We start from the raw sequence: 14570 nt of genomic DNA on the forward strand, positions 1-14570 counted from the left end.
TGACCCATATAAGGGAATCCGGTCTCATTGGGGAGAATCATCGTGCTGACAATCGTGGTGCTGCTGGTACTTGCGCTCGTCATGCGTACCCTATATTTGCACCTGCACCTCGCGCGCGCAGAGTTGGTCCGGCGCGAGGAGAAAGGGATGCTCACGTATGAGGTCCGGCGGCGTGTTGGCATGGAGGCACTTCCCTCACATGTTTCCCCGTATCCCGTCCCCAGAGAGGTGCGTATTCGTGTCCTCAGGTTCACCGTCATGGTGCTATGGCGCAAGGAGTATCACATTGCCCTGCCTGCCGAGGCCTGCACGCACCTTGGGGATATCTCCGTCGACGAGACGGATGAGCGCTTCCCTGCTTGGGTGCAACACCGTCCTTCCTTAGCAGGGGAGGCCTCACTCCTCGCCGCGAGTGGCACGCCCTCGGACTACCCAAGCTGAGACCCTACTCCAGCCTCGACGCGGAAATGCTCAAAGCTTTCCCCTGCCGTCACGGCTCTTCGCCGCCAGTCGCCTAACCAATCTGGTCGCCCGCACGTCAGTTTTTCATATTGGTGGCGCGTCGCGCTACTTCGCAGCACATACCATGTAGTCCACGGCGGGTCCCACCTCGTCATCCGAGATGCCCGAATTTTCTCGCCGACCGACCGGACGGGATGCGATAAGTTGAAGTCCGCAAGTCGCCGTCACCGCGTCAAAATAACTCTCAAGTCAGCTTTGCAAAGCCGGCACAGCTTTGTCACTCTGGGTGTTGCCAACAGTCGCATTTGACAACAACCAACGGCTGCGCGATGGGATTCATTGCAACGGTAAGCAATATTGAAGAGTCGCGGCGAGCTTCCCGGAGCCCCGTCGATACCAAACGGGGCCCCGTTCGGATTGGGTCAGATACTTCCTTAGCTGGAAGCTTGCGGCCTCGCCCTCAATGCTCTGGCAGAAGTCAAGTGCCGGTTGGTTACGTGGGTGCTCACAATGACATCGTCGCCAGCACATATTGACTTTAATTTTTTTTACGTCAGAATTAAATAACACTTTAGGCGGATGGACCGCTCTCGCGCTTGCAAATGAATTCCAGCGAGGCCGCACGCGTGACGAGGGTCCTGCCATTGTACAAAGTGGACAGACGACATTGAGTTGAATTCAATAGCATGCAGAATTAGACCGGTGACCCGTACGTCGGACGATGTAAGTGGAGACAGGAATGACGACAGCCCGAGCTGGAACCAAAGGGGAAGCCGTTAGGCTTTTGGCGGCAGAAGGGATAGCACGAGTCGAACTGGATTACGAGTCAGGTTGGCAGGATGCGATTGAACTCGGACGTTTGGGCCAGAAGGCTGGCATCTGCGTGGAGTATCGCGGGCACGAGAACATCGCTGTGAGGTCCCACACTGCACTTATCGCGGGCCTTATTCGGCCGAAGGTCTCCTTCAGACAACGAAATCTCTACTGCCAGTTCGCATTGACCGAACTGACAGCCAAGGACTTGGCGACCTTGGAGACAAAGGCAATGAAGCTTGGAGACTACATCCTGGCTGGGCATCTACTGCGGGAGGTCGATACAGTTTGGGCCTGAGTAGGCTCCGCTTGTGCGGGGCTTCCGTATCGACAACTTGCGCGCCCAGTTCTTGGCGCTACTTGTCGTGCCTCAAGGCAGTCAAGTTCAGTGTAGCGCCACTGGAGGCCATTGCGTCCGAGTGCTTCGCGTCTGCACTTCTGGTTGTGTGACTTGGCTTTCCCGCTATATTCCTTGGCAACGTGACCCATAGACGAGATTTCGCCGTGACCGTCCATGTTGCGTACAATCGAGCCAATGCGCTTGAACAGATATTGTCACAGGTGACGGGAACGGTTGACCTGGACTATGAGGCCGGTTGGGAAGATGCCCTCGAACTTGGAAGGGGTGGGCAAAAGTACGGCGTCGTCGTTCAGTTCAGGACCCTTGAGCATATCGCCGTGCGCACTCCAGAAGCCCTGGCTCAGGGACTGCGAGCACCGAAGAATGCCTTCAGGCAGCGGCACCTCTATTGCCTCTTCGACCTAACCTTGATGACCGTGCGCTCCTGACGGAGATGGAGGCACGTGCCGTCGAGCATGGTGATTACATCTTGGGTGGCCAACTACTCAAGGAAGCCACGCTTGTCTGGGAGTGAACGAAGATGCCGGCCGGCGCCACCAGCTGTACCTGCCTGGCCATTCCAGTTTCAATGCGCACGCACAATGCGAGGCCATCCTACTGATTTCGCGCGCCGCTAGTCAATGCGCGGCTTAGCCAAGCCCCTCGCACCAAATTTCCGCAGGAATTCGGAAGACAGCTCCACCTCCTCGGGCATGGTATCTGGCCAGGCGAGTGAAAAATCGCAGTGCGTGGGAGAGTCCGGGCCAGAGACCATGATAAACGCAGCCTTTTCGGCCGCATCTGCTGTGCCTCTACGCCAGTCTCTTGCTTATTGTAGAATTCGCGGCCGGCCCGTTCATCAGACGCAGATACCCGTTAGCGGAGACCATCTCTGATGCCATCCTGTTCGTCATGACTCCAGTCCTCAATGCGTTTGCGTCGTCGCCTGTAGCGCCGCAGGGCAGCCGACAGCATGTCTCAAGATCCGCTTGCTCCGCAGCACCTTGATGTCCTGGACTGCGGAGTCCATAGTGAGTTACTGCTTAGCTGCCCGGGATGTCTGCGCCGCACGATGCTGCACGACCTTAGCGGTCGCAACTGCAGCGTCATTGAAGCTGGTCTCGGCGACTTGCACCGCTTGCCTGGCCGTCGACTGCATGGTTTCGTACAGCGTATTGCTTGCATCGATTGCAGATTGCACGGCAGCGAGCGCGGCACCGGAGCCGGCGGGTCCGGCGTTCCCGACGCTCTCCACAAGACTCTGCACCCCACGTTTGTTGGCCTCGTACTGGGCTTCGGCTACCTTGTCGAACTCGGCCCGTGTAGCGGCTGCGATTTCGAGCAAACGGCGGCGATAGGACAAAGCGTTTTCGGCTACGGGCTGCAATAATTCGATTTGCAACGCCATCAATTCCTGTGGGTCCTTGACCGACAGGGCCCTCTGCAAACCTTCCCTTGTCTCCGTCAGCGTCGACCGCATGGTTTGAAGATTCAGCTCGCACAGTCTCTCAAAACCTTCGAACGCCTTGCTCGTCAGACCTACCAAGATTTCAAGACTCGCCTTCTGCGCATCCACGATTTTCTCTGGGGAAAACTGATTCATTTCATCTCCTTAGTGCGAACCAAGCCCCGCGCCATCCGACGACAGCACATTTGAGACTGAGTCCGGTAAAAACGACCGCTGCTTGGTAGGCGGTCTTGTGATACATCTCGACTACCTAAGACTTGAGAGCTCGGCGAGAGCGCGGCCATATCGGGAGGCACCTCCGACGAGCGTCGCGTCACCGTCTGTATTCATCGTGAGGCAGGAGTTGTCTGACAAGTTCTTGCGCGGGAACGCCCGAAGGCTTTGAGGACAACATACCCTTGGAGGGTGACTTGCGGCCGTCGGCAGCTTGGCCCAAGCTCCTCGAGGGTGACGAGCTGATTTTTCAGCAGCGCCGCGACGTCTGCGAAATCTAGGTCGACTTGGTCGGGGGTCTCGTTTACCAGTACGAGTGTGGCGAACTCATGGGCACTCAGCATCATCGTCTCCTAGACTATTGGTCTATGTTTACTGGAGGACTACGACTGCAGTCTGTGGCAGCAAGCCTGGTTTGTGCTCGACTCTCTTATCTCGCGGGCGCGAGTTCTGCTGGTGGGCGCGCTTGTTCTCGCTCGCCGAAGAGGCATCTTACCCGCTCACCACATACGGTTCAATATGCTTCGAAATCACATACAGAATCTCTATGGCGTCTCGTTCATCTGGCACCTCCGCATTGCGTGTCCGCGAGTGACACGCATACCTATCACACCGTGAGAGTAGTACACGGAATGCCGTGGTAGGCATCACGGGTAAGTCTGACCGAAGCACCGACGGCAGTATGCTCGACACCGAAGACAGTATTCACCCAGAACTCGCAGATTGTTCCGCACTAAGCCAACGTCCTAGACAATATTCAAAAGCCCTGCACGGGCGAGCGGGTCCCTCCGCCCGCGTTTTTCACAACGGCCAAGAAGATGCACGCTTCTGATGGCGGTTGAACCAGGCCGCATCGACCTCCCGGCAGTAGCGCCCTGCCAGCCTCCGGTTCGTGGCACCGCCGCCCTTGGCTTAACGAATTGCACCGTTCTTATGGAATACCCCAACAAGCGCGCGCTTCATGGCTTGAACCGCAAGATTCGGCTATGCTGGGGGTCGCAGAGCGCATTGGGAATGCCGTCATGTTGCCCACGAAGTCCATGTGCCGTTCCGCTATTTACTTCTATTCAACGTGCTGGGTGCTCTCAGCACCAATGCGAGGATGAGATGGCAACGGGAATCGTGAAGTGGTTCAACAACGAAAAGGGTTTTGGCTTCATCACGCCGGATGATGGCGGCAAGGACTTGTTTGCGCATCACACGGAAATCCTGGGCACTGGATTCAAGTCCCTGGAAGAAGGTGCCAGAGTTGAGTTCGAGGTCACGCAAGGCCAAAAGGGTCCGCAGGCTTCCCAGATTCGCAAACTCTAACTCCCGCCGCGCCTCTACAACAAACGAAAGCCCTTCGCCATCGTGAAGGGCTTTTCGTCTGCTGCGCTCGACGCCATTGTGGCCCGGCCATCTCTCTTGGTATTCAGAGGCATTGCCGTCATCGGCTTCGAAGCCGGCTTGGCTTTGCGTGCCAGCTCGGCGAAATTGACGATTTAGCGCCCAGTTTTCCAGCTAGACATTGGCACTGACCTGCGCAATGCTAGTCGGTGGAGATTTTTAGTGTCCTCCACCCGCCGAATCGTCGCACGAACGAGCTGGAAAGCCTTACTTCCTCAGGCATCGATTCAAGCTCGGCAAGCGAAAAATCGCAGTGATTACGAAGACCGAGCCGCCCAGCAGTGATGAGTACCGCTTTGGTACAGCCATCTGCGCGTGCGCACGTCAGTATGCTGCCGATAAGGCGAGTCGCGATTTGATGGCCACGATACTCTTGAAGCACACCGACGGACCGCACGACAACCGTCTCTCCATATTGCTCAGCACAAGCACAACCTATTACGCTCTCGCCTAATATAGCGATATGAAAGACGCGCAGTGCTTGGTTGGCGACGTCGTTGGGCAATCCACAACATTCGAGCACATCTACAATGGCGAGCCAATCATCTTCTCCCGCCGCCCTAATCTGCACGCTTCTCATCATTCCCGGCATCTCCTCGTGTCATATTGCGAGCTGAATACGGGAGGGAAACACATAGATGTAACACCCCAAAATGTCGGCTTCTAGGCTAACACTTGCGTCAGGCAAATGAAATGCGCAGGGACAATGCGGTACCAGCGTAGGCCAAGAAGTCTCTACTTAGCCTATGGATGTCCGCGCTCCCGCTCACGCCTCTGGAATCAGAAACTTGTCGCGATTCTTACCGAGCCAAGCCGGTGCCCGACCACGTCCGGTCCAAGTCGCCCCCGTCTTTGGGTCTTGATATTTTGGTGGCAGGGATGACTTGGATTTTGCCGGAGCCTTAGCTGCCGCGCCTGCTGCGGGACGGCCACGGCGGCGCTTTGGAGCGATGTCGTCGGCTGTCAACTCATACTGCGCCATCAGGGCTTGAATTTGTTCGATAACGCCAGCGACTTCTGTTGCGCGCACTTCAACAAGCTGAGCCTCAATCTTTTCTTTTTCCACCAGCAGCTGTTTGTATGTCGCCATTTTCTTTCTCCGTTTGTGTAGTAACTACAGCATCGTACATTATTTCGGAGATTGCAACACGTTCAAGCGGTATATCGATGTCCGCACCAATCAATGGATATAGTAGCGCCATCTGTGACTGGTGCTCCCAGACATGCACGGCCTCTTTATTAAAACCCGGCGGTCCCCAACAATGTACTCACGTCCGTTGGAAGTCTTACCGGTACGCTTCACCAGGTCGAAGCTGGTAATGGGCGTGCTGACGCGCCCCGGTGTTGTGCTCGACACTATGGCCAATGAAATGGCGCGTTCCGTGGTCCGTCTCCAAGACGCGCCAAGATGTTAATTACACCTTGGGCTGTGCGGCGACATCTCTGGATGGCCGAATTGCATCAATTCCCTCCAATGCTTGGCGCGGCGGACAAATCCGCCCCCCCCCCCCCCACGCCCCTCAGGCCGGCCCGGGCTGCGCCGCCAGTTGCCGGCTGAGCGTGTTTCGCGCTCGGCCTGCAGCCCTGTCCGCTCCTCGGCGCCGGCCACGGCGGCGTCTTGCGCTCGTGCATGCATCGCCGCTAGTTCGGTGAGCAGGTCCGCCACCGCCTGCTCGCCCTTCGGGCGCAGCCTGCGCTCTTGGTCTATCTCGCGCGACCTGCTCGGGCATGCGTTCCGGCCCGTCGAGAACCGGGTATGCAGTTGCAGTAACTGCCGATCGAGCGCCTCGCCCTGACGCACAAGCCTGCTCGGCTGCCAACACCGCGGCCCGCACCAAATCCCGTCGCGCTTACGCCTCGCTTGCCGGCAGCCGCAAGGCGGCCAATCCACCGGCGGCGGGGTCGTAGCTCGGACGCTGGGAAACATCCAAGGCTAGCGGCACGCCATTCAGTTTGAGGCGAAGGTCATCCACACCGCTTGGCCACGCCACGCGCAACTCAGTCAGCCGCTGGCGCGCCAGTGCGCTTTCGGGCTCGCCCCGCTCGGACCGTTGCACCGCCGCGGCCAGCATGGTGCGCACCGTCTCCGGTTCGTTGCCTGCCGGCCCTGCGCCTCAGTGAGCCACATCGGAGGCGCCAGCGTGGGAGGCCAGCGCGGCGGTGCCTGTCTCAGGCTTAATCCCCCTCGTTACCCCGGGCTTCAGGCTCCAATTCCTGAGTCAGCGCCTCGACGCTCGGCAGGCTTTCCTGCAGTTCGGCCGGCAGCTCCGCCACCAACTGGTACTGGGCCACGCCAATCGGATTTCCCATGCCGCGCAGTGCGTATTCGATAACCAGCCGGTTGTGCTCCTGGCATAGCAGTAGCCCGATAGTAGGATTGTCGGCTGCCGTCTTCATCTCGACATCGACCGCCGACAAGTAGAAGCTGATTTGTCCCGCATACTCCGGGGTGAAGGCGCCCGTTTTCAATTCGATTACGATGTCGAAGTGGGGGGCGAAGACTTCTATCTCGATCTGCTCTTCTAGCTGTTGGACAATTGCTGCATCGGGCCACGCATTCGGCGAATGCTCGCATCGCCATTAGATTGAAGCGCGAGAGCCCGCTCATGTCGGGAAACGCCTGCCGCAGATCCTGCGCTAAGCGCTCGACCACCTTGGCGCCCCACCCCTGCTTCCTGCCGCTCAAGGATCTCCTTGCCGATATCCCAGTACAGCGTGACCAGGGTCTGGTTGACGGCAGTCGCTGTGCGCGCCCGATGCGGGACTTGAGTGAGGCAAGCCAATCAGCATAGACGGGGGGGCAGTGGTAAGACGCGTCAATACCTTTGCAACTTCGGGGTTCATGAACGTTGCCCACACGTGCTGAATTCGATACCGGCACATTCTACCGGAGGCTTACTGCAACAAAGCCCTCCGTTTTCTGAAGCGACCCCCTCATTGCAGTTGGCGTTCAAGCGCAGCTCTTAAAGCGACTCATACGTCATTTATCGTTATTTATTTGCCAGCAATAATTTATCGTGTGAAAATAAATGGCGATAATTGCATCATGGAGCACTTATGAGAGCCTCCGCCTCCTCTGCAAGATACACATTCCGCCGCCCGGCGCTAGCGGCGAGCTTTTGCTCAGCCCTGTCCGGTGAGGGCCTGCTGGACGCGCGCTCCGGCCTATTTCTTGCCGCGCAACGGCGCGTGGGCAAGTCTACGTTCCTGCGGGAAGACCTCATCCCCGCCGCCGAACACCGTGGCTGGACGACCGTCTACGTCGACCTGTGGTCGAACAAAGCCCATGACCCCGCCGAGCTGATCGCCGACGCGATCAAGCATCGCATTGCCGATTACGACGGCGTTGTTACGAAGGCGGCAAAAGCGATCGGGCTGACAAAGGTTACTGTCTTGGGGACGCTCGGTTTGGACCTGTCTGTCACCGGCCTACCATCGGGGGTCACGTTGACGCAGGCGCTCGAGGCGCTGCACGAGACAGCCAAGAAGCCGGTCCTGCTGATCGTGGATGAGGCGCAGCACGCTCTCACCACAGCGCCGGGGCTGGAGGCCATGTTTGGCCTGAAGGCCGCTCGCGATGCTATGAACCTGTCCGGGGCGGCTCCGAATCTGATGCTCGCGTTCACGGGCTCCAGCCGCGACAAACTCGCTCACCTTGTGATGAACGCGAGGATGCCGTTCTACGGCTCACGCGTGACGCCCTTCCCCCTGCTGGATCGCGAGTTCACCGACGAATACACGGCGAGTGTGAACCGTGCGCTCGCCGCCGACAATCAGTTGGACCCAGCGGCGGTCTACGAGGCCTTCAAAATGCTCGGGCATCGTCCCGAATTGCTCCGCAGCCTGATCGGCGAGATAGCGCTCGCGCAGAACTCCCAGAACCTCAGCGAGCGGCTCCGGGATGATGCATACCTAGTCCAGGATCGGGTTTGGCAGGACGTCGAAAGCGACTACGATTCCCTAACGCCTTTGCAGCAAGCCGTAGTGCGGGTGATGAGTGCCAAAACTGGGCAATTTTCGCCGTTTGGCGAGAATGCAATGACGGCTTACAAAGCACTGGTGGCCAGCGACGTTTCGGTCAGCGCCGGCACGGTGCAGAACGCGATTGATGCGCTACGCGAAAGGGAGATCGTGTGGAAGGAGTCCCGTGGCTCGTATGAGATCGAGGATCAAGCCTGGCTGGCCTGGCTGCAAGCTAAAGGGCTTACCGCGTAATAGCCCTGCGCGCCCCGCCTATCCGCCTGCAGCCACTACGCTTCGCCCAACCGCTGACTGAGTGCTCACGCGGTCGCCCATTCGGTGTGCAAATCCGCGACTGCCTGCTTCACGCTTCTGGCATAGCGTGTGCTCCTGGTCACTCTCGCGCGGCACGAAGTGGCACTGGCCCGCTTCTGCGCCACGGCCACCTGCTCGCGGGTACGCTCCAGCTCCGTCGAGAATTGGGTACGCAGCTCGTGCAGTTGCCGCTCGAGCGTCTCGATCTGGCGCCGGCCCTCCTCCTGACGCGCCTGTGCGGCCGCGTGGGCTTGGCACGCGGCGTCCAGTTCCTCTTTAGCGCGACATAGGCTTCGCCTCACCCTGCGGCGGGCGCCAAAGGAAACCCCCGCAGACTTGCCCATGATCGGCTTGCGGAGAATGGTTGGGTGAGCAGACGACGGTGAGCAAGAGCGGCGCGATCATTGACGGACGGTCTCCTCCACCAAAGCAGACACAGAGCGCGCTCTCGATCATCACGCGCGTCCAATCAGATTGAGCGCTCCGACCGGCAGCGCAGCCCAGATCCCGGCGGCGGCGATCTTGACTGCGGTGTGCGCCGCGGTGCGGCAGGCATGGTCGTGGCCCGAGAATCCAATTTACTCGACGACCCAGACGGATCAAGCCTGGGCATCGGCCAGTCAACTACGTCTGGCGCTGACATCGCGCCGCCGAATTACTTGACAGCGGGTCGCCCTATGCAAGACTGCGACCGATGATCCCCGCGGTTGGCCGCCGCTCGCCCGGAGTGTGTTTCATGATGCACATTTAGTTGGAGCACGACATGCACCCCTCCTCTCGGGCAGAGACTTCCGCGCATCGAATTCAACGCGCCCGATTTCGTGGTCAAGCCGGTGGCCCACGGGAAGCAATAAGCCATGACCACCTACCGTCCCACGACCATCTTCCTAGAATCCCACTTCCTTCTAGGTGATACGGCCGAGCTGCGCCTGCCCTGCGACACGATATTAGTGTTGGACGACGCGGTGACTGTGCAAGGCGTCGAGGCACGCCATCTCCAGGCGATGGTCTGGATGGCCGAATACCTCTCTTTCGACGCAGACGGCCAGCACCACCGGTTCCGGATCGCTCGCCCCTACATAAAGCCGCCGCTGCGGGTTCGCTTCCCCCGCGTCTGATGCGCCATGCATCCCCGAGACGTTCCCTGGGCCTGGGCGCTCGGGCTCGACGAGCCCGAGCCACGGCGGGCTGACCGCGGGAGCATCCTGCTCGGCATGCGGTCAGGTTCGGCAAGTACCTACCACTTGCCGGCAAGGACGCTGGGAATAGCTGCGTGACAGCCACACAGCGCGTTCGTGGATGTCCGCGAAAGCCGGAGGCTTACTCGGCAGTCACATAGACCAAGGCCACCAGGTCCGCGCCGACCACGTTGGTCTGGATCGTCGAACTCAGGCTCAGTTTCTTTACCAGCCAAGGCTTTCCGGCGGCGTCCGGCAGACGAATGACTACACCAATAGCGAGATGCGGGATGGGCGCGTCTGCGGTCAGGTCAGCCACGAGAACGGGGGCGCCCGCGGGCGTGGCGTTGGTTACATCAATGAAGGTGTATTTGAAAGCCATAGGTCGCGCGTGTAGAACGCAGCGAAATTGTCTTGCTCGCAACTGAGCACCGGCACACCATGTGTTTCCAGGTATTCCAGTGTGAGCCCGATGTCCAGGATGAACTTCGCACCGGCACAGACCACCGCCACCGACGTCTTCGCGAGTTCCTGCAGGTCGGCCGAGATGTCAAAGGTCTCCTGCGCACCGCGGTGCACGCCGCCAATGCCGCCGGTGACGAAGACCTCGATGCCGGCCAGCGCCGCGCAGATCATGGTGCCGGCCACGGTCGTGGCGCCGAGCCCGCCGCTGGCCAGCACGGCCGGCAGGTCGCGGCGGCTGACCTTGAGTGCCTGGTCCGAGCGGCCGAGCAGTTCCAGCTCGTCGTCCGAAAGGCCGATGCGGATTCGCCCGCCAATTAGCGCGATCGTCGCAGGCTCGGCTCCCAGGCCGCGGATCAAGGCCTCCACTTCGCGCGCGGTGCGAACGTTCTCCGGGTAGGGCATGCCGTGAGCGATGATGGTCGATTCCAGCGCCACGAGCGGGCGGCCGGCGGCCTGTGCAGCGGCCACAGGCGCGCTGAAGGTCAACCATGAGTGAGCCAGGTCGGCAACCATGTTGATGCTTTCGACGGTGAGATTCGACGGCTTTCCTCGACCTCTATTCGTGCCCTGTCACGACCTTCTTCGTCGCGTGATAGCCGTGCCTGCTTGCGTCGGCAACGGCATGGCCGGCCGCTTTCGCACCGTGGCCAACCGCGTGCGCGGCATCGCGCACAGCATGCCCGCTCTGCTTCCCTGCTGTCTTTATACCGCTCTTGAACGCGTGGGCATCCGTCGCCAGGCTCGCATGCGCCAACGAGCTGAGGGCGGTGAGCACTATCGCAACGATCGAAGTTCTAGTCTTCATCATTCCAACTTCAGGTTGGTGCGCAAGGCAGGCAGTCGGCCAGTGGGTGGCGACGGTCCTTATGCCGCTGCGCCATCAGACTACTGATCACATACCTTGCGCGGGGATACATTCCATTTGCTTGTCTGGTGAAGCAACCCGACTTTTGTTTCACGTGTGTACATTTTAGCCTTGACCGGAACCGTACATCCGAACCTGGCCTTCACATCGGTGTAACCGCTCGCCGTGCGCTGGGACACTTGGCTCTCTACCGCCGCCGCCCCAAGATCGCGGGGCAGCGACCCGCAAGGTCTTCCAATCGTCGCTTCTGCCCTTGGCCTGGCAACCTTCGATGACCCTAGCGTAAACCCCAGTGACAAAACAGGTACATTGACAGTTTGCTGACAGCCTTCCCCGCCTAGAATCTGCCCCCTGGTCAGCCGGATCGGCGGCAAATGCCCGAATCCGGCGCCGACGCGCCCGCAATGACGAGAAATACGGCCTCCCTGGCCCGGCGCAGTGGCCGGCCAGCGAAACGCTCACTTCACGACAGGAAAGCAAATGGAAAACGGTGCAGGCGAACAGATCCCAGCCACGCTGATCCCCGGCGACGGGATCGGTCCCGAAGTGGTGGACGCCACCGTCAGGGTGCTGGATGCGCTTGGCGCCCCGTTTGCCTGGGATGTCCGGCGGGCGGGGATGGCCGGCGTCGAGTACAGCGGCGACCCAATGCCGGAAGACACGCTGGACAGCATTCGCCGCACCGGCCTGGCCCTGAAAGGTCCGCTGACCACGCCGGTGGGCGGCGGTTTCCGCTCGGTCAATGTGCGCCTGCGCGAGGCGTTCAATCTATACGCCAATGTGCGCCCGGCCCGCACGCTAGTGCCGGGCCGCTTCGAAAATATCGACCTGGTGCTGGTGCGCGAGAACGTCGGCGGCTTCTATGTGGCGCACGACTATTACATTCCGGTCGGCGACGACCCGCATGCGGTGGCGGTGTCCACCGGCACCAACACGCGTGACGCCTGCCGGCGCATTGCCCGCTTTGCCTTCGAGTACGCCGTCAGGAACGGCCGCAAGAAGATTACGGTGGTGCACAAGGCCAATATCCTGAAGGCGCTGACTGGCATCTTCCTGGAAGCGGCGCGTGAAGTTGCCAGGGACTACGCCGGCCGCGTGGACATGGACGACATCATTGTCGACGCCTGCGCCATGCAGCTCGTACTGAACCCGTGGCGGTTCGACGTGCTGCTCTGTACCAACCTGTTCGGCGACATCCTGTCGGACCAGATCGCCGGCCTGGTTGGCGGGCTTGGCATGGCGCCGGGCGCCAACATCGGCGACCAGGCCGCGATCTTCGAGGCGGTGCACGGCTCGGCACCCGATATCGCCGGCAAGGGCATTGCCAACCCGATTTCGCTGATGCTGGCCGCCGGCCTGATGCTCGACCACGTGGGCCGCCAGGATCTGGCCACGCGGCTGCGCTCGGCCATCGAGCTGACGCTCAGCCAGGACCAGGTGAAGACCGGCGACCTCCACGGCACAGCCTCCACGCTGCAGTTTGCCGACGCGGTAGTGAAGCGCATCGTTTCGGCCAGCTGACCCACGCCCGCGCGGCAGGCAGCGCCTGCTGCGCCGCGCGACAAGTCTTGCCGGCGCACAAGACTGCCCCCTCCACGGTCATTCCATATCCGGCACGCCCCGACGTGCCGGCGGGATCGGCCTCGGCCTTAACCTCGTGCGCCGGACGGACGCACACACACCCGCCCCCATGCGCCCCACGTGGCAGGGCGGCAAAGAGATACAGAAGAAGATGTTGACCCTGCTCGCCTATTCGATGGTGATTGTGTTCATGGCACTGATCATGACCAAGCGACTCTCCGCCATGGTGGCGCTGATCCTCGTTCCCATTGCGTTCGGTGCGATCGGCGGTTTCGGCCCGGAACTCGGCCCGATGATGCTGGAAGGCGTCAAGAAGCTGGCGCCGACCGGCGTGATGCTGATGTTCGCCATCCTGTATTTCGGCGTGATGATCGATGCCGGCCTGTTCGATCCGGTGGTGCGCGTGATCCTGAGGGTAGTGGGCGGCGATCCGGTCAAGATAATCATGGGCACCTTTGTGCTGGCCGTGCTGGTGTCGCTCGACGGCGACGGCTCGACCACCTATATGATCACCTGCGCCGCGATGCTCCCGCTCTACAAGCGGCTGGGTATCAGCCGGCTTGTGCTGGCCTGCGTGATCATGATGGCGGGCGGGCTGATGAACATCCTGCCCTGGGGCGGCCCGACCGCGCGCGCCGCCAGTGCGCTGGGTGTGGACGTGGGCTCGCTCTTCGTGCCGATGATCCTGCCGATGATCCTGCCGATGATTGTCACCGGCATGTGGGGCCTGTTCGTGGCATTCCTGCTTGGCCGCCGCGAACGCAACCGACTCGGCACCATCGCCATGATGGCGGCCGGGGCCGGTCATGACGGCCATGCCGCGCCGGAGGTTGCCGCCGGCGACCCGCTGATCGCCAGGCCGAAGCTGCTGTGGTTCAACTTACTGCTGACCGTCGGCCTGATGGTGCTGCTGATTCTCGGCACCTTCCCGCTGCCCGCGCTGTTCATCGTCGCATCCGCCATCGCGCTGATGGTCAACTACCCTAGCCTGCAGGAACAGAAGGAGCGGATCGGCGCGCATGCAGCCAACGTCGTGCCGGTCGTCTCGCTGATCTTCGCCGCCGGCATCTTCGTCGGCATCCTGTCGGGCACCAAGATGGTCGACGCAATCGCCAACAGCGTCATTGGCGCGGTGCCCGACTGGATGGGCCCCTACATGGCCCTGGTGACCGGTGTGCTGAGCATTCCGTTCACGTTCTTTGTCTCGAACGACGCGTTCTACTTCGGCATCCTGCCGATACTGGCCAAGGCCGCCGCCGTCTATGGTATCGGGGCGGCGGAGATCGGACGCGCCTCGCTGATCGGGCAGCAGGTTCACCTGCTGAGCCCGCTGGTTGCGTCGACCTATTTGCTGATCGGTCTGGCAGAAGTCGAGTTTGGCGATCACCAGCGCTATACGCTGCTCTGGGCGCTGTCGGCGGCGTTGGTCATGATGCTGGCAACCGTTGCTTTCGGCGTGATACCCATCATCGGCCAGGCGACTTGAGACAGACCTCGCATGCAAGGCACCATCCGGACATT

At 60.6% G+C, this 14570-nt stretch carries 16 protein-coding genes and 2 pseudogenes; 8 read left to right on the forward strand and 10 right to left on the reverse strand.

The genetic code is table 11. From position 1 onward, the window contains the following. Window positions 1-42 precede the first annotated feature (42 nt). From ACZY0R_RS42765 to ACZY0R_RS42775, 3 genes are all read left to right on the forward strand, one after another. Window positions 43-441 carry a hypothetical protein gene (locus ACZY0R_RS42765; protein WP_488867828.1) on the forward strand — a complete coding sequence of 133 codons (399 nt, stop codon included), beginning with the start codon at window positions 43-45 and terminating at the stop codon, window positions 439-441. Window positions 442-1201: 760 nt separating this feature from the next. Continuing rightward, the gene (locus ACZY0R_RS42770) at window positions 1202-1573 is read left to right on the forward strand and encodes a PHA-granule associated protein 4 (protein WP_488867830.1); all 372 of its coding nucleotides are present in this window, start codon (window positions 1202-1204) and stop codon (window positions 1571-1573) included. A 206-nt stretch (window positions 1574-1779) separates the two neighbouring features. Then, window positions 1780-2064: a PHA-granule associated protein 4 gene (locus ACZY0R_RS42775; RefSeq protein WP_488867832.1), complete on the forward strand. Its 285-nt coding sequence runs from the start codon at window positions 1780-1782 to the stop codon at window positions 2062-2064. A 587-nt stretch (window positions 2065-2651) separates the two neighbouring features. On the opposite strand, the gene ACZY0R_RS42780 is transcribed toward ACZY0R_RS42775, so the two are convergent. Continuing rightward, window positions 2652-3218, reverse strand: a complete 567-nt coding sequence (locus ACZY0R_RS42780; protein ID WP_488867834.1) for a phasin family protein — start codon at window positions 3216-3218, stop codon at window positions 2652-2654. 1185 nt (window positions 3219-4403) lie between these two features. Between ACZY0R_RS42780 and ACZY0R_RS42785 the strand changes: the two genes are divergently transcribed. After that, a complete protein-coding gene (locus ACZY0R_RS42785; RefSeq protein ID WP_488867836.1) occupies window positions 4404-4607 on the forward strand; it encodes a cold-shock protein in 204 nt (67 codons plus the stop codon). A 220-nt stretch (window positions 4608-4827) separates the two neighbouring features. Here the strand turns inward: ACZY0R_RS42785 and ACZY0R_RS42790 are convergent, their stop codons facing one another. The 5 genes and pseudogenes from ACZY0R_RS42790 to ACZY0R_RS42810 all read right to left on the reverse strand — a co-directional run. Next, a complete protein-coding gene (locus tag ACZY0R_RS42790; protein ID WP_488867838.1) occupies window positions 4828-5268 on the reverse strand; it encodes a GNAT family N-acetyltransferase in 441 nt (146 codons plus the stop codon). 183 nt (window positions 5269-5451) lie between these two features. Next, window positions 5452-5775 carry an H-NS histone family protein gene (locus tag ACZY0R_RS42795; protein ID WP_488867840.1) on the reverse strand — a complete coding sequence of 108 codons (324 nt, stop codon included), beginning with the start codon at window positions 5773-5775 and terminating at the stop codon, window positions 5452-5454. A gap of 760 nt (window positions 5776-6535) precedes the next feature. Beyond that, a complete protein-coding gene (locus ACZY0R_RS42800) occupies window positions 6536-6766 on the reverse strand; it encodes a hypothetical protein (protein WP_488867842.1) in 231 nt (76 codons plus the stop codon). Window positions 6767-6860: 94 nt separating this feature from the next. Further along, window positions 6861-7154 carry a PDDEXK nuclease domain-containing protein gene (locus ACZY0R_RS42805; protein WP_488867844.1) on the reverse strand — a complete coding sequence of 98 codons (294 nt, stop codon included), beginning with the start codon at window positions 7152-7154 and terminating at the stop codon, window positions 6861-6863. 127 nt (window positions 7155-7281) lie between these two features. Further along, window positions 7282-7566 (reverse strand): annotated as a pseudogene (locus ACZY0R_RS42810) (hypothetical protein); the annotation flags it as partial. 176 nt (window positions 7567-7742) lie between these two features. Between ACZY0R_RS42810 and ACZY0R_RS42815 the strand changes: the two are divergent. Beyond that, complete coding sequence (locus tag ACZY0R_RS42815; protein ID WP_488867846.1) at window positions 7743-8900, forward strand: hypothetical protein; 1158 nt, start codon at window positions 7743-7745, stop codon at window positions 8898-8900. A gap of 65 nt (window positions 8901-8965) precedes the next feature. Here ACZY0R_RS42815 and ACZY0R_RS42820 read toward each other — a convergent pair whose 3' ends face one another. After that, complete coding sequence (locus ACZY0R_RS42820) at window positions 8966-9304, reverse strand: hypothetical protein (RefSeq protein ID WP_488867848.1); 339 nt, start codon at window positions 9302-9304, stop codon at window positions 8966-8968. A 513-nt stretch (window positions 9305-9817) separates the two neighbouring features. Between ACZY0R_RS42820 and ACZY0R_RS42825 the strand changes: the two genes are divergently transcribed. Next, window positions 9818-10078 (forward strand): hypothetical protein, encoded by a 261-nt coding sequence (locus ACZY0R_RS42825; RefSeq protein ID WP_488867850.1) that lies wholly within the window; start codon window positions 9818-9820, stop codon window positions 10076-10078. Window positions 10079-10280: 202 nt separating this feature from the next. Here the strand turns inward: ACZY0R_RS42825 and ACZY0R_RS42830 are convergent, their stop codons facing one another. The 3 genes and pseudogenes from ACZY0R_RS42830 to ACZY0R_RS42840 all read right to left on the reverse strand — a co-directional run bounded on the left by ACZY0R_RS42830 (window position 10281) and on the right by ACZY0R_RS42840 (window position 11408). Next, window positions 10281-10520 carry a hypothetical protein gene (locus tag ACZY0R_RS42830; protein ID WP_488867852.1) on the reverse strand — a complete coding sequence of 80 codons (240 nt, stop codon included), beginning with the start codon at window positions 10518-10520 and terminating at the stop codon, window positions 10281-10283. Between the two features lie 2 nt (window positions 10521-10522). Next, window positions 10523-11116 (reverse strand): annotated as a pseudogene (locus ACZY0R_RS42835) (pseudouridine-5'-phosphate glycosidase); the annotation flags it as partial. A 43-nt stretch (window positions 11117-11159) separates the two neighbouring features. After that, entirely contained in the window at window positions 11160-11408 is a 249-nt protein-coding gene (locus ACZY0R_RS42840) for a hypothetical protein (RefSeq protein ID WP_488868037.1), read from the reverse strand. Window positions 11409-11948: 540 nt separating this feature from the next. Here ACZY0R_RS42840 and ACZY0R_RS42845 point away from each other — a divergent pair. Together ACZY0R_RS42845 and ACZY0R_RS42850 are read left to right on the forward strand one after the other, a co-directional pair. Beyond that, the gene (locus ACZY0R_RS42845) at window positions 11949-12989 is read left to right on the forward strand and encodes an isocitrate/isopropylmalate dehydrogenase family protein (RefSeq protein ID WP_488867854.1); all 1041 of its coding nucleotides are present in this window, start codon (window positions 11949-11951) and stop codon (window positions 12987-12989) included. Window positions 12990-13200: 211 nt separating this feature from the next. Continuing rightward, window positions 13201-14535, forward strand: coding sequence for a CitMHS family transporter (locus tag ACZY0R_RS42850; protein WP_488867856.1), 1335 nt, complete (start codon window positions 13201-13203; stop codon window positions 14533-14535). The last annotated feature ends 35 nt before the right edge of the window (window positions 14536-14570 follow it).

It is taken from the genome of Cupriavidus sp. F041 (genome assembly GCF_057814235.1).

What these genes read in the sequence shown, in the direction of transcription:
- ACZY0R_RS42785 (WP_488867836.1), top strand. Translation starts at nt 4,404, where the DNA reads ATGGCAACGGGAATCGTGAAGTGGTTCAACAACGAAAAGGGTTTTGGC.
- ACZY0R_RS42850 (WP_488867856.1), top strand. Translation starts at nt 13,201, where the DNA reads ATGTTGACCCTGCTCGCCTATTCGATGGTGATTGTGTTCATGGCACTG.
- ACZY0R_RS42795 (WP_488867840.1), bottom strand. Translation starts at nt 5,775, where the DNA reads ATGGCGACATACAAACAGCTGCTGGTGGAAAAAGAAAAGATTGAGGCT.
- ACZY0R_RS42770 (WP_488867830.1), top strand. Translation starts at nt 1,202, where the DNA reads ATGACGACAGCCCGAGCTGGAACCAAAGGGGAAGCCGTTAGGCTTTTG.
- ACZY0R_RS42825 (WP_488867850.1), top strand. Translation starts at nt 9,818, where the DNA reads ATGACCACCTACCGTCCCACGACCATCTTCCTAGAATCCCACTTCCTT.
- ACZY0R_RS42830 (WP_488867852.1), bottom strand. Translation starts at nt 10,520, where the DNA reads ATGGCTTTCAAATACACCTTCATTGATGTAACCAACGCCACGCCCGCG.
- ACZY0R_RS42780 (WP_488867834.1), bottom strand. Translation starts at nt 3,218, where the DNA reads ATGAATCAGTTTTCCCCAGAGAAAATCGTGGATGCGCAGAAGGCGAGT.
- ACZY0R_RS42790 (WP_488867838.1), bottom strand. Translation starts at nt 5,268, where the DNA reads ATGATGAGAAGCGTGCAGATTAGGGCGGCGGGAGAAGATGATTGGCTC.
- ACZY0R_RS42845 (WP_488867854.1), top strand. Translation starts at nt 11,949, where the DNA reads ATGGAAAACGGTGCAGGCGAACAGATCCCAGCCACGCTGATCCCCGGC.
- ACZY0R_RS42840 (WP_488868037.1), bottom strand. Translation starts at nt 11,408, where the DNA reads ATGAAGACTAGAACTTCGATCGTTGCGATAGTGCTCACCGCCCTCAGC.
- ACZY0R_RS42815 (WP_488867846.1), top strand. Translation starts at nt 7,743, where the DNA reads ATGAGAGCCTCCGCCTCCTCTGCAAGATACACATTCCGCCGCCCGGCG.
- ACZY0R_RS42820 (WP_488867848.1), bottom strand. Translation starts at nt 9,304, where the DNA reads ATGGGCAAGTCTGCGGGGGTTTCCTTTGGCGCCCGCCGCAGGGTGAGG.